Source organism: Kitasatospora sp. NPDC087271 (genome assembly GCF_044744605.1).
GTDB lineage: Bacteria > Actinomycetota > Actinomycetes > Streptomycetales > Streptomycetaceae > Kitasatospora.
In genome coordinates this window covers 53,656-66,255 of sequence record NZ_JBIUYQ010000028.1, presented here as the reverse complement: position 1 = coordinate 66,255, position 12,600 = coordinate 53,656, and the positions used below count along the sequence as shown (strand labels likewise).

Here is a 12,600-nt window from a genome sequence, read left to right as displayed (position 1 = left end):
GGCGGCAAGGGCAAGAGCGGCAAGTAGCAGGCGAACCTGCGGGTACCATCACCCCGGGAGAAGGGGTCAGCACTTCGGCGCAGGCCTCCTTTTCGCGTGCTGCCGGAGGAAGTTGGGCCAGTCAGCCCCTGCGCACCCGGGTCGGACATCTTGTGCTGGGGGTTCAGCTCGACCGCGAGCGGTCAGCCCCTGCACGCCCGGGTCGGACCCGCGAGCACGGCGGCGGCAAGCCCCTCAGGGCGGTCAGCCCCTGCACGCCCGGGTCGGACCCGCGAGCACGGCGGCGGCAAGCCCCTCAGGGCGGTCAGCCCCTGCACGCCCGGGTCGGACGATCCGCAGGTCCTGCCGCTGGTTGCGCATCAGGGTCAGCCCCTGCACGCCCGGGTCGGACGGGACTTTCGAGTGCCGCAGCCCCCACTCCCCTGGTCAGCCCCTGCACGCCCGGGTCGGACCCTTCATGAACTGGGGTTCTGCGTGGGCTTTGCGCATTCTTTGCCCTCTGTGGAGTTGTGGTCCGAGCGTGGTTGGGTGGGGGGCTGCCGGGGGATTACTCCCGCCGAGGTGACCCGTCGCCTGGTGGCGGTGGGCCTTCCCGCGTCAGCGCGGCCAACACCGGACGGGACTTCCCGGCGCGCTCCCGGTAGTACTGGATGCGCCGGCCTACGGGCAGAGCGGGATCCACAGCCATGCCATCAGCGTAGGGCCGCCGGGTCGATCAAGGCAGCCGGAGAACGGAATTGGGCACGCCTCGGATGCAGCCCCCTGGGGATTCCGTCACGGCGACTACAGTCTCGCCGTGACCGACTCCCCGCACGAAGCCCTGGCCCAGCCGCGCACCGCAGCCGGTGTGCTGTTCTTCGACGAGGAGAACCGCATCCTCCTCGTGAAGCCGACCTACAAGCCTGGTTGGGAAATCCCAGGCGGCTACCTGCACGCGGGCGAGCCCCCGAGCGAGGGCGCGGCCCGGGAGGTCGCGGAAGAGCTCGGCATCACCCCGCCCGTCGGCCGTCTGCTCGTCGCCGACTGGGCACCCCACCCCGCCGAGGGCGACAAGCTCCTCTTCGTCTTCGACGGAGGGATTCTCCCGGCCGCCGAACTCGACCGCATCACCGTCGACCAGGTCGAGATCGGCGCGCACTCCTTTCACCACGTCGACCAACTCGACGCGCTCCTCATCCCCCGGCTCGCCCGCCGAGTCCACGCCGCATACGCCGCCCGGGCACAGGGCGAGACTGCCTACCTTGAGCACGGCGCGCCGCACGCGCAGCCAGGGATCCTCTGACGGCACCCCCAGCAACCACTGGATGCGAGTAGGAGTGTCGTGCGTGCCGACCTGCGGCACCGAGCCGTCGCGACTCCATACAGCAAGCTCGCCGTCCGCCCCGAAGTAACCACGCCGGTCGTGGCCATCGACGAGTGGCCATGACTGGCTCGGTCATCGTTCGAGGCCCGGCTCGCACAAAGGCAGGAAGTGGATGACCGGTTCCTCATACGGATGAGCCGCGCGCACCGCTCGCAGCACAGCCTCAGCCCGCTCGGCATCGCAAACGGATTCGACCCTGCTCTCCTCGCCCGGCTCGTATCGCCCACTTCACCGTCGTAGGGCCGAGAACCAGGCAAGGGCTTCCATGTCCCCGTGACCCGCCAGAGGCTGGCGCACCGGGCGTAGTCGCCCACCCGCCCCGCGCCGGCCGCCTGGAGAGCATCGATCACCTTCTCGACATGACTCTCCGGGGCAGATATCTCGATCTCCAAACGCGCCATGCCCGGACCCTGACAACCAGTGCCGGCCAACACTTTCGCAACAGGCCCTGGATCCCGAGATCCAGCCGTCCTGCGAGACGGCGGCTCCGCGCCGCGTCGTCACGCGCCGTCCGCGAGGTCGCGCAGCGTCTGCCGCCGGACCCACCAATCTTCGGCCGAACCGTATCCCCCGTCACAGCGGCGATGGAAAACGTTACGTACTGTTCTGAAAGGCGAGTTGACGACAAGTCAGCCAGCCGAACGCAGGACGCCTAGCGACATACGAGGAGAGGGCCCGACATGTCCCGACCAGCACACATCGCCATGGTGAACATCCCGGCACACGGCCACGTCAACCCCAGCCTGGAGGTGATGCGGGAGCTGGTCGCCCGCGGCCACCGGGTCAGCTATGTCAACGACCCGTCGTTCGCCGGGCAGATCGAATCCACCGGCGCCCGACTCGTGCCCCACGACACGACCCTGCCGATCGCCAAGGGCGGGGTCGACCCCAACATCGGGGCCGGCGTGCACACCATGATCTTCGAGGAGGCGCAGGCGATGCTGCCGCGACTGCGCGATGCCTTCCACGACGACCGGCCCGACCTCGTCCTGTACGACTTCATGGCGTACGCGGGCCGGGCGCTGGCCGACGGCTGGGGCGTGCCGTCCATGCTGATCTCGCCGTCCATGATCATCCGGGAGGACTCCCACCTGGCGCGCTTCGAGATGGCGCGGGAGGCCTTGGAGGCGGAGAAGATCCCGGAACGGTTCGCGCAGTGGCTCGCCGACAACGGCGTGCCGGCGGGCGAACCGTTCGGGTACATGCTGCGCCCGGATCGCGGGCTGGCGCTCATCCCGCGGGTGCTCCAGCCCGAGATCGAGCTGGTCGATCCCCAGATCTTCTCCTTCGCCGGGCCCTGCCTCGGCGCCCGCGAGCACCAGGGCGGTTGGACCCGTCCGGAGGGGGCGCAGCAGGTGCTGCTGGTCTCGCTCGGCTCCACCTTCACCCACCAGCCCGACTTCTACCGCGCGTGCCTGGAGGCCTTCGGCGACCTGCCCGGCTGGCACGTCGTTCTCCAGGTCGGCCAGGCAACCGACCCGGCCGAACTGGGTACGATCCCGGCCAACATCGAAGTGCACCAGTGGGTGCCGCAGTTCGCCGTGCTCCAGCAGGCCGACGCGTTCGTGACCCACGCCGGAATGGGCGGGTGCAGCGAGGGCCTGTACTGCGGGCTGCCGATGGTCGCGGTACCGCAGGCCGCCGACCAGTTCGACAACGCGGACCGGCTGGTCGAACTCGGCGTCGCCCGCCGGCTGGACACCCCCCAGGCCACCCCGGAGGCGCTGCGCTCCGCCGTGCTGGAGCTGACCGGTGATCCGGCGGTGACCGCCCGGCTGGCCGAGCTCAGCCGCGAGGTCCGCGCCGGCGGCAGCGCGGCCAGGGCCGCCGACCTGGTCGAGGCCGCCCTCATCTGAACCACCCGTCCGCCACCGCCCCGCCGCCCGGGGCGGTGGCGGACACCGCACCGGCCGCCGGGCCCGCACCGCCGCTCCCTCCTCCCCAAGAGACCCTGTTGACCGAGATCATCCTCATGTCCGACCCGCAGGTGGCCGCCGTCCCCGTCCAGGACTGCGGCGAGCGTCTCCTGGACGTACGCGAGCACGAACTCCTGCTGGACGACCGCAAGCACGACGACACCGGGGCGTTCGCCCACCTGCGGTCCGGCGTGCTCGACCGGCTCCTCGACGCCCAATCGCACCTCCCGGACGGCCTGCGGCTGCTCTTCGTCGAGGGCTACCGCCCGCCGGCCCTCCAGCGCCGCTACTTCGACGACTACGCCGCCGAGTTGCGCGCCGCGCACCCCAACTGGCCGGCCGCGCAGCTCCGCTCGGCCACGAGCCGCTACGTCTCCCCGCCCGGGATCGCACCACACAGCGCCGGCGCCGCCGTCGACCTCACCCTGGCCGACGCCGACGGCCACGAACTCGACCTCGGCACCCGGGTCAACGCCAACCCGGAGGAAAGCGCCGGAGCGTGCTACACCGACGCCGCCGACCTCTCCCCCGAAGCCCGCACCAACCGGCAACTCCTCAGCCACACCCTCACCCGCGCCGGCCTCGTCAACTACCCCACCGAGTGGTGGCACTGGTCCTACGGCGACCGCTACTGGGCCCTCACAACAGGCGCACCCGCCGCCCTCTACGGCCCCCAACACCGATAGCCCTCACGCGACTGCCCTCCCACGCCCGCCGCAAGCTCCGCCCGACCCGCCGACGACAGGACGGGCCACCCAGAGCGCCCCGGGGCTCGGAAGCCCCGGGGCGCATTGGCTACCCGGTGATCCGTAAGACCCGGAGCCGTTAGCCGACGGTCACCACTCGGCCGGGTGGAGACGGACCAGGTGCGGGGTCAGGCCGACGAACGCCAGCGTCCGCACCTCGCCGAAAGTGGCCAGCCGATGCCCGACCTTCTGCACGGCGGACGGGCCGAACAACTCGGTGAAGTAGTCCTGCTGATCCGTGCTGAGCGGGAGGGCGCGGAGCGATCCCAGGAGCGCCGCCAACGCGTCCGGAAGCCGGGAGAAGCGTGCGGGTTCCGTCACGCCGCGGATCTCCACCACCACCGGAAACGGGCACGACGCCGCTCCCGCCTCCCCGCCGGCGGAAACCGGCTCCGTCCCGTCGTGATCCCGAAACGCCGTCATCGCGCCGACACCTCCCCCGCACGGCGCGGGTGCCACATGTGAACGCCCACCGTCTGTCCGTTGACCACGATGTTCCGCGTCACGGCCTTCCGCAGGCCCGCACCGCAGTAGAGGCATCGCGTCGCCGCCGATCCGAACGCCCGACCGTTCCTCATCTGGCACCGCTTCCCGGGCCGACCAAGGCCCAGACGATCTTTCCGAAGCCTTCGGGGCGGGGCGCGCAACCCCACTCCACGGACAGGGCCTCCACCAGGAACAGTCCCCGCCCCGACAGCTCGTCGGACACGGTCGACCGCCGGATCGTCGGCTTCTCGCTGCTCGCGTCGTGCACCTCGATGCGAAGATGGCCGCAGGTCAGCTCGAACCGGACAGCAATCTCCCGCCCCGGCGAAACCCGCCCGTGGACCACGGCATTGGACACCAACTCGGTGAGCACGAGCTGCCCGTCCATCGCGAGGGCCGCGCCGTCGGGAACCTCCGCAAGGAACTTCCGGAGGTGGTCCCTGGCCATGCCGGCGGACTTACGGTGCCGGGTGAGCATCGCCCCGAACGTGGTTATCCCGGCGCCCGACTCATTGGACTCAGCGTCGTCCCGGGATTCTCCCGAGCTGATCACGTGCACCACCCTCCCGATGCTCGACAGCGGCCGGAACGGGTCTTCCGGCCCGTGGCTCCAGGTTGCCGGGAGGCGATGCGGTCGACGTACCCAGGCTGAATACCCAAGGTGGATAAACTCACTGACAATCAACTTCGCTTCAGGGAAAACTGATCGACAGCGGGGGCAATGGTGACCGAAGCTCGCCTTCCGGACCGGCTTCCATCAGGTCTGCTCGCCAATCCTGAGATGATCGCCGCGTGCCGACAGCGGGACTTCGCCGCCGTATTCCGGCTGCTCAAACTGGTCGGCGTCTACCCGTCGCTCATCGCGCGAGCCTGCGACCTGACCCCGAGCCGTGTCGGCGAGGTAATGGCTGGGAAGCGGCGGATCGAGAAGATCGATCTCGTCGAACGCATCGCGGACGGCCTCCACATCCCGGGTCACATGGTGGGCCTGGCCACCCGGGATTGGGAGCAAGCAACTGCGCCGCCCCAGGCAAAGCACTGTGTGATCGAGCCCCATCTCGCCGCCGCAAGGCCCAGCCCGCCCGTCGACCCCGAGTTCTTCGCCTGCCACCTCCGCGAGGTGATGCCCGGCCACTACAGGACCGCCAACCTTCTGGGATCCCGCCACGCGCTCGACCCGGTCACCCGGCACGTCGAAGTACTCGACCGTCTCCAGCGATCCGCCGACGGGAGCGCCAGGGCCGAGATCCTCACCATCGGTGCCCGGACCGCCGAGTTCCTGGGCTGGCTGAACCAGGACCTGGGCGACTTCGACCAGGCCATGTACTGGTCGGACCGCGCCATGGAGTGGGCGCAGGAGTCCGGCGACGACGTCATGGCCGCCTACCTCCTGTTCAGGAAGAGCAACCAGGCGACGGCCCGCCGCAACGCGCAGCAGGCCGTCGGGCTGGCACGCGCCGCCCAACGCTCACCCGGGGCGACCCCGCGCATCCGAGCCCTGGCCGCGCAGCAGGAGGCCCAAGGGCACGCGCTCATGGGCAACCAGCGCTTCGCCCAGGCCAAGTTCGACGAGGCCCACGAGCTGGCCGCGTCACCGGACGACAAGCACCGCGACGATGTCCTCGACATGGCCTACTGCACGCCGACGTACATCGAGATGCAGCGCGCGAACTGCCTGCTCGAACTGGGTGACCCGCTCACGGCGGTGGCCATGTTCGAGGCCGAGCTCCGGGCGCTCCCTCCGGTGTACCGCAACGACCAAGGTGTGTACCTCTCCCGGCTCGCCCGCGCCTACGCGGTGTCCGGCGAGCCGGAGCAGGCTGCCGCGGCGGCGGACCGCGCGCTGTCGATCGCCATCGACACCGAGTCCGCGCGAGCGATGGCGGAACTGTCCGCCGCAGACAAGGCCCTCCGGCGGTGGAACACCGTGGCCGAAGTCGCCACCTTCACCGGCCGGTTGAAGCTGATGAGCGGCACGGCGCCCTCTCGACCTGCGACAGGCTGATGAGAGAGGGTGGGGCCATGGACGCACTGATCACGGCCGCCACCTCCGCGGACGAACGCCGGCGCGGCGCCAAGATCGCCGTACTGCCGGTCGGCAGCTTCGAGCAGCACGGCGACCATCTGCCGCTCACCACCGACACCGTCGTCGCCGGCCTGATCGCCCAACGGATCGCCGCCGACTACGGCCTGTTGCTCCTGCCGCCCATCACGGTGTCCTGCTCGCATGAGCACGCCCACATGCCCGGCACCGTCAGCATCAGCGCCGCCACGCTCTACGCCGTCGTCAACGACATCTGGAAGTCGCTCCAGGCGTCCGGCGTTCCCGGCCTGCTCATCGTGAACGGCCATGGGGGCAACTACGTCCTCTCCAACGTCGTCCAGGAGGCCAACACCTCCGGCCCGCGCGTCGCCCTCTTCCCGGTCCGCGAGGACTGGCACCAGGCCCGCGAGGCGGCGGGCCTGGTGAGCAGCGGCGCGGAGGACATGCACGGCGGCGAGTTGGAGGTGTCGCTCCTCCTTCACGGCGCCCCGGAGCTCATCCGCGACGGCATCGAGCAGGACGACCACTCCGCCCCCGAGCGCCCGCACCTGCTCACGCTCGGCATGGCCGGGTACACGAAGAACGGCATCATCGGGCAGCCCTCCCTCGGAACGGCGGCGAAGGGCCGAGCCCTCCTCGACAGCCTGTCCCAATCTGCCGCCGCGCATCTCTCGATCCTCGTGGGCGGCTGAGAGGCACTTCGGGCCCTGCCCCGGCTGGGGAAGGGCCCGAAGGGAAAAGCGAACAACCGCGAAGTGAGGCGTCAGGCCTTGGGGCCGGCGGACTGGACGACCTCGAAGGACCAGAGGGTGGAGCCGGAGGCGGCGGGGCGCTTGGGGGCCTCGCCCTCCGGGGCGGCGGGGCGGTGGGCGGCCTGCATGGGGCCCTCCATCCACGCCTTGAAGTCCTCCTCGCTGCGCCAGCGGGTGTAGACGAGGTACTGGTCGGTGCCCTCGACGGGGCGGAGGAGCTCGAACCACTCGAAGCCGTCCGAGTTCTCCACCGCGCCGGCGCGGGAGGCGAAGCGCTGCTCCAGGACCTCCCGCTGCTCGGCGGGAACCGTCAGTACGTTGATCTTGACGACGGACATGCCGCTCCTTCTGCTCCGCGGGGGCCGCGGGTGCGGCCGCCGGTCCGGTGACTGTCTGCGGTCAGCAGTCTCCTACACCTCACACCGTGCGGGTCGGGCGATCCGGGGCCTGTCGATCGTGACGCTCTGCGGCAACTTGCCCGAAGTGCAGGCGGAGAAGGTGCGTGCAAGCCTGGTTGGAGAACCCGAAATCCAACCGAATGGGGCACAGCCATGGGTATCGGCGACAAGTTCCGGGACAAGGCCGAGCAGTTGGAGGAGGAGGCGAAGTCGCGCCTCGGCAGCAAGCCCCCGAAGGGGGACGACGCCCAGCAGAAGGCCGCCCAGACCCAGCAGCAGGGCCAACAGCAGGGTCAGCAGAACCTGGACGACCTCCAGGACGACATCGACGACCGGAAGTAGCGGCGAGGACCGGGCGGGGACGGTCAGGGGTAGGCCCTCGACCGTCCCCGTACCCGTGCCCGGACCGCCGTACCGCCTCGCGGGTCAGGCGATCCACGGCGGGAGGAGGCGCTCGGCGTCGCGGGGGGCGAGGCCGCAGGCGCCTTCGGGGGTGACGGCGTCGGGGTTGTAGGCGTGGGCGGGGGACGGGCCGGCGACGATGGCGGTGAAGCCGTCGGCGGTGGTGATCTGGCGGGCGAGGTCGGCGGGGAGGACGAGGGTGTCGCCGGCGGTGAGGGGCACCGGGCCGTCGGGGAGGGCGACGGTGGCGGTGCCGGTGAGCAGCGTCCAGATCTGTTCGACGTCCATGGCGTGCAGCGGGCCGCTCTTTCCGGCCGTCATGTCGACCTGCCACAGGGCGAGGGCGGTTGAGCCCTGGGTGGGTGAGGCGTAGGTGGTCATGACGGCGTTCGGCGTCTCGGTGCGACGGGCGTCGGTGTGGCGGATCACGGGCATGGCGAGGGAACCCCCTAAGATGGTCAATGGCGTTGTCTATATGGTCAATGAGGTTGTCTACCTATGTCAAGCGAGCCCGCGAGCACACCCACCAGCGCACCCACGAGCGCACCCACGAGCGAACCCGCCCCGCCCGGCTTCGAGTTGCCGCTGCGCCTGCTGCTCGCCTTCCGGACGATCATCGACGAGCTGCACGAGCGCATCGCCCGCGAGGGCCACCCCGACCTGCGGCCCATGCACGGCTTCGTCTTCCAGGCGATCGGACCGCACGGCACCACCGCCGTCGAACTCGGCCGCCGGCTCGGCGTCTCCAAGCAGGCCGCCGGCAAGACCGTCGAGAACCTGGAGCAGCTCGGCTACGTCGAGCGCGGCGGCGACCCGGCCGACGCCCGCCGCAAGGTGGTCCGGCTGACCGCCCGCGGGGTGGACTGCCTGGTCCGGTCGGCCCGGATCTTCGACGAGCTGCGCGCCGAGTGGTCCGCCACCCTGGGCGAGGAGCGCCTGCGCGAGGTGGAGACGGCCCTGCGCCTGCTCGCCCCCGGCGACCCGTTCCGCCTCGACACCCCTCGCTGGTTCGGGAGTCCGTGAGGGAGGATCAGGAGCGACACGAACCAGGGGCAAGCGGAGGGGGCAGCGGATGAGGCGGCTGGGACGGACGGTTGCGGCGGCGGCCGTACTGGTGCTCGCGGCGTGCTCCTCGCCGGCCCCCGAGTCACCGACCCCCGAGTCGCCAGCCCCCGAATCACCAGCCCCCGAGCACATGTCCCCCGAGGCCCGCGGCTACCTCTCCGAGGCCCTGGACCTCATCCAGCAGAAGTCCCTCAACACCGCGAAGGTGGACTGGCCGAAGCTCCGCACCCAGGCCTTCGCCCAGGCGGCCACGGCCCGCACCCCGGCCGACACCCACACCGCGATCAGGGCCGCCGTCACCGCCCTCGACGACCACCACAGCCGCTTCTACCCGCCCGACCAGGCGGCGAGGGTCGACGCCGACCCGGAGGCAGTGAACGCCCCGACCACCCGGCAACTCCCCGGCCGAATAGCCCAGTTGACCCTCCCGGCGGTGAACGGATCGGAGCGCACCTACGCCGAGTACGTCACCCGCGGCCGTGCCGCCGTCGCCGAAGCGAGCGCCTGCGGCTGGGTGGTGGACCTGCGCAACGAGACCGGGGGCGGGATGTGGGCCCCGCTGGCCGTCGCGGCGCCGGTCCTCGGCGACGGCCCGCTGGGCGCCTTCGTCACCGCGGACGGCACCCGCAGCACCTGGTCGGTCCGCGACGGCGTGCCGTACCTGGACGACGCCCCGCAGGCTTCCCCCGCCACCCAGCACGACAAGGCGCCCACCCACCACGACAAGACGCCCGGAACGCCCGTCGCCGTCCTCACCGGCCGCGCGACCGGCAGCGCGGGCGAGGCGGTCGCCATCGCCTTCATCGGCCGCCCGGCCACCCGCAGCTTCGGCCAGCCCACCTACGGGGTGCCCACCGGCAACGCCGCCCACCGGCTGTCGGACGGCGCCGTCCTGCTGCTCACCGGCGCCGCCGAGGCCGACCGCACCGGCAGGGTGCACGAGGGCCCGATCGAGCCGGACGAGGCGGTCGAAACGGCCGACCCCCGCAAGGACGACGACCCCACGCTCGCCGCCGCCGTCACCTGGCTCTCCCACCAGACCCCCTGCGAGGCGGGCTAGAACGACCGCCCCTCGCCCCGGTACGGCGGCTCGTGGGCCGGTCGGTCGGGGCGGTCGCGCCGGTCGGCGCAGAGGGTGGAACTGAGGCGGGTGAGCAGGTCGGCGAGGTCGGCGTACTGCTGCTCGTCCCAGTCGCCGAGCAGGTCGGCGAGTTGCGAGCGCCGGGCGGCGACCAGCTTGACGGCCGCCTCCGCCCCCGGTTCGGTGAGCCGTAGCGGCAGCCCGCCGCTGCGGACGGCGAGGCCCCGGCCCTCGACTTCCCGGACGGCGCTCTCGATGACGGCGATCGGGATGATCCGCCGCTCGGCGAGTTCGGCCGGCTCGACCGAGCCGTGGTGGTGCATCTGCAACAGCAGCCAGCTGGAGGCGGGTTGGAGGTCCAGCCCGGCCCCCTCGGTGATCCGCCGGAAGAGGTCGCGCCGGGCCTCGCGGGAGCTCAGCACCGAGAGCGCGCGGGCGATCTCGTCCAGCGACGAGCGTTGGACGGGGTTGAGGCCGATGGATCCGCTCAGGTCGGGCGCGGTGGCGGTGGAGCGCAGCTTCTGCTCGCGCAGGAACAGCGACAGCACGAAGGCGACCATCGCGACGGGCACCGCGTACAGGAACACCCTGGTGATCGACTCGGCGTACGCGTGGTGGACGGCTTCCTGGGCGACGGCGGGCAGCCGGGTGATCACCCGTGGGTCGGAGGTGACGGCCTCGGGGTGGAAGCCGGGCGGCAGCGGCAGGCCGGTGAGGGCGTCGGCGAGCCGGTCGCGCAGCCCGCTGGCGAACAGGGTGCCGAAGATGGAGACGCCGAAGGAGGCGCCGATGGAGCGGAAGAAGGTGGCGCCGGCGGTGGCGACGCCGAGGTCCTGGTAGCCGACGGAGTTCTGCACGATCAGCACCAGTACCTGCATGACCAGGCCCAGCCCGAGGCCGAAGACCAGGAAGTAGAGGCTCATCTCCGTGGTGCTGCTGTGCTCGTCGAGCCGGGAGAGCAGCAGCAGGCCGACGGTGGTGACGGCCGTCCCGGCGATCGGGAAGATCCGGTAGTGGCCGGTGCGGGCGACGATCTGGCCGGAGCCGATCGAGGTGAACAGCATGCCGAGCACCATCGGCAGCATGTGGATGCCGGACAGGGTGGGCGAGACCTGCATGACGACCTGGAGGAAGGTCGGCAGGTAGGTGAGGGCGCCGAACATCGCGAAGCCGACCACGAAGGAGATCACCGCGACCAGGCTGAACGTCCGGGAGCGGAACAGCCGCAGCGGCAGCACCGGTTCGCTGGCCGTCCGCTCGACCAGGACGAAGGCGAGCAGCAGCACCAGGCCGAGCACGCCGAGCCCGACGATCTGCCAGGAGGTCCAGCCCCAGGTGGTGCCGCCGAGGGAGGTCATCAGCACCAGGCAGGTGGCGACGGCGGCGATCAGCACGGTGCCGAGGTAGTCGATCCGGTGCCGGCGCCTGACCTCCTGCCCGTGCAGGACGGCGGCGATCACCACCAGGGCGACGATGCCGATCGGCAGGTTGATGTAGAAGACCCAGCGCCAGCTGAGGTTGTCGACGAACAGGCCGCCGAGCAGCGGCCCGAGGACGCTGGTCACGCCGAAGACGGCGCCGAAGAGGCCCTGGTACTTGCCGCGGTCCCGGGGGGAGACGAGGTCGCCGACGATGGCCTGGGTGAGCACGATCAGCCCGCCGCCGCCCAGGCCCTGCAGCGCGCGGAAGGCGATGAGTTCGCCCATGTTCTGGGCGATGCCGCAGAGTACGGAGCCGAGCAGGAAGATCACGATGGAGGCCTGGAAGAAGCGCTTCCGGCCGTACATGTCGCCGAGCTTGCCCCAGAGCGGGGTGGCGGCGGTGGAGGCCAGCAGGTAGGCGGTGACCACCCAGGAGATGTGGTCCAGGCCGCCGAGGTCGCTGACGATGGTGGGCAGCGCGGTGGAGACGATGGTCTGGTCGAGGGCGGCGAGCAGCATCGCCAGCAGCAGGGCGCCGATCGGCACCCAGAGGTTGGGGGTGGTGACCTCCGGCGGGCCGGGCTCGTACGCCGGGCTGCGGTCGGACGCGGCGCGCGAGTCCGTCATGGCGGCTCCGTAGGGTCGCGGGCCCCGGCCGAGGCGGCGGGCCCGTGCGGATGATCACTCCCAGCTCACCATGCTGTCAGAAATGCCCTGGTTTGCTCCCCCGGATTGAGCCGAACGTAGCCTCCGGGCCTGCCCGAGCGGACCCTCCGGGCCTGCCGACCCAGGACGCACCGAGCCGAGCCGACCACACCCACCGCACCGACCCGACCGCCGGCACCGGGGACATCCGCCGCCCCCCGACCGTTCCTCGGGAGACAACCGCCACCAACCGGCACAACACCCCCGCCCGGGTCCGGACG

At 71.2% G+C, this 12,600-nt stretch carries 13 protein-coding genes; 8 read left to right on the top strand and 5 right to left on the bottom strand.

Annotated elements, in window-relative coordinates; all coding sequences use genetic code 11:
• Positions 1-796: 796 nt before the first annotated feature.
• The 3 genes from ACIO9K_RS32530 to ACIO9K_RS32520 all read left to right on the top strand — a co-directional run bounded on the left by ACIO9K_RS32530 (position 797) and on the right by ACIO9K_RS32520 (position 3,965).
• A complete protein-coding gene (locus ACIO9K_RS32530) occupies positions 797-1,282 on the top strand; it encodes an NUDIX hydrolase (RefSeq protein WP_363625161.1) in 486 nt (161 codons plus the stop codon).
• A 761-nt stretch (positions 1,283-2,043) separates the two neighbouring features.
• Positions 2,044-3,219, top strand: coding sequence for a macrolide family glycosyltransferase (locus ACIO9K_RS32525; protein WP_400335173.1), 1,176 nt, complete (start codon positions 2,044-2,046; stop codon positions 3,217-3,219).
• 98 nt (positions 3,220-3,317) lie between these two features.
• Entirely contained in the window at positions 3,318-3,965 is a 648-nt protein-coding gene (locus ACIO9K_RS32520; protein WP_400335171.1) for a M15 family metallopeptidase, read from the top strand.
• Positions 3,966-4,115: 150 nt separating this feature from the next.
• Here ACIO9K_RS32520 and ACIO9K_RS32515 read toward each other — a convergent pair whose 3' ends face one another.
• Positions 4,116-4,346: a hypothetical protein gene (locus ACIO9K_RS32515; protein ID WP_363625167.1), complete on the bottom strand. Its 231-nt coding sequence runs from the start codon at positions 4,344-4,346 to the stop codon at positions 4,116-4,118.
• A gap of 253 nt (positions 4,347-4,599) precedes the next feature.
• A complete protein-coding gene (locus ACIO9K_RS32510; protein WP_363628596.1) occupies positions 4,600-5,073 on the bottom strand; it encodes an ATP-binding protein in 474 nt (157 codons plus the stop codon).
• Between the two features lie 159 nt (positions 5,074-5,232).
• Here ACIO9K_RS32510 and ACIO9K_RS32505 point away from each other — a divergent pair, with 159 nt between their 5' ends.
• Both ACIO9K_RS32505 and ACIO9K_RS32500 read left to right on the top strand, forming a co-directional pair.
• Positions 5,233-6,516 carry a hypothetical protein gene (locus ACIO9K_RS32505; RefSeq protein ID WP_363625171.1) on the top strand — a complete coding sequence of 428 codons (1,284 nt, stop codon included), beginning with the start codon at positions 5,233-5,235 and terminating at the stop codon, positions 6,514-6,516.
• Between the two features lie 17 nt (positions 6,517-6,533).
• Positions 6,534-7,247, top strand: coding sequence for a creatininase family protein (locus ACIO9K_RS32500; RefSeq protein ID WP_363625173.1), 714 nt, complete (start codon positions 6,534-6,536; stop codon positions 7,245-7,247).
• Between the two features lie 71 nt (positions 7,248-7,318).
• Here ACIO9K_RS32500 and ACIO9K_RS32495 read toward each other — a convergent pair whose 3' ends face one another.
• Positions 7,319-7,645, bottom strand: a complete 327-nt coding sequence (locus ACIO9K_RS32495; protein WP_363580788.1) for an antibiotic biosynthesis monooxygenase — start codon at positions 7,643-7,645, stop codon at positions 7,319-7,321.
• A gap of 213 nt (positions 7,646-7,858) precedes the next feature.
• On the opposite strand from ACIO9K_RS32495, the gene ACIO9K_RS32490 reads away from it, so the two are divergent.
• Entirely contained in the window at positions 7,859-8,047 is a 189-nt protein-coding gene (locus ACIO9K_RS32490; protein ID WP_363580777.1) for a hypothetical protein, read from the top strand.
• Between the two features lie 84 nt (positions 8,048-8,131).
• Here the strand turns inward: ACIO9K_RS32490 and ACIO9K_RS32485 are convergent, their stop codons facing one another.
• Positions 8,132-8,542: a cupin gene (locus tag ACIO9K_RS32485; protein ID WP_363625175.1), complete on the bottom strand. Its 411-nt coding sequence runs from the start codon at positions 8,540-8,542 to the stop codon at positions 8,132-8,134.
• A 63-nt stretch (positions 8,543-8,605) separates the two neighbouring features.
• Between ACIO9K_RS32485 and ACIO9K_RS32480 the strand changes: the two genes are divergently transcribed.
• A complete protein-coding gene (locus tag ACIO9K_RS32480; RefSeq protein ID WP_363625177.1) occupies positions 8,606-9,130 on the top strand; it encodes a MarR family transcriptional regulator in 525 nt (174 codons plus the stop codon).
• 49 nt (positions 9,131-9,179) lie between these two features.
• Entirely contained in the window at positions 9,180-10,232 is a 1,053-nt protein-coding gene (locus ACIO9K_RS32475) for a S41 family peptidase (protein WP_400335167.1), read from the top strand.
• Here ACIO9K_RS32475 and ACIO9K_RS32470 read toward each other — a convergent pair.
• Positions 10,229-12,301, bottom strand: coding sequence for an MFS transporter (locus ACIO9K_RS32470; protein WP_363625181.1), 2,073 nt, complete (start codon positions 12,299-12,301; stop codon positions 10,229-10,231). The genes ACIO9K_RS32475 and ACIO9K_RS32470 overlap by 4 nt on opposite strands.
• Positions 12,302-12,600: the final 299 nt, after the last annotated feature.

Excerpts from the sequence above, each read along its gene's own strand:
- ACIO9K_RS32525 (WP_400335173.1), top strand. The coding sequence starts at position 2,044 with ATGTCCCGACCAGCACACATCGCCATGGTGAACATCCCGGCACACGGC.
- ACIO9K_RS32480 (WP_363625177.1), top strand. The coding sequence starts at position 8,606 with ATGTCAAGCGAGCCCGCGAGCACACCCACCAGCGCACCCACGAGCGCA.
- ACIO9K_RS32500 (WP_363625173.1), top strand. The coding sequence starts at position 6,534 with ATGGACGCACTGATCACGGCCGCCACCTCCGCGGACGAACGCCGGCGC.
- ACIO9K_RS32495 (WP_363580788.1), bottom strand. The coding sequence starts at position 7,645 with ATGTCCGTCGTCAAGATCAACGTACTGACGGTTCCCGCCGAGCAGCGG.
- ACIO9K_RS32485 (WP_363625175.1), bottom strand. The coding sequence starts at position 8,542 with ATGCCCGTGATCCGCCACACCGACGCCCGTCGCACCGAGACGCCGAAC.
- ACIO9K_RS32475 (WP_400335167.1), top strand. The coding sequence starts at position 9,180 with ATGAGGCGGCTGGGACGGACGGTTGCGGCGGCGGCCGTACTGGTGCTC.
- ACIO9K_RS32490 (WP_363580777.1), top strand. The coding sequence starts at position 7,859 with ATGGGTATCGGCGACAAGTTCCGGGACAAGGCCGAGCAGTTGGAGGAG.
- ACIO9K_RS32505 (WP_363625171.1), top strand. The coding sequence starts at position 5,233 with ATGGTGACCGAAGCTCGCCTTCCGGACCGGCTTCCATCAGGTCTGCTC.
- ACIO9K_RS32470 (WP_363625181.1), bottom strand. The coding sequence starts at position 12,301 with ATGACGGACTCGCGCGCCGCGTCCGACCGCAGCCCGGCGTACGAGCCC.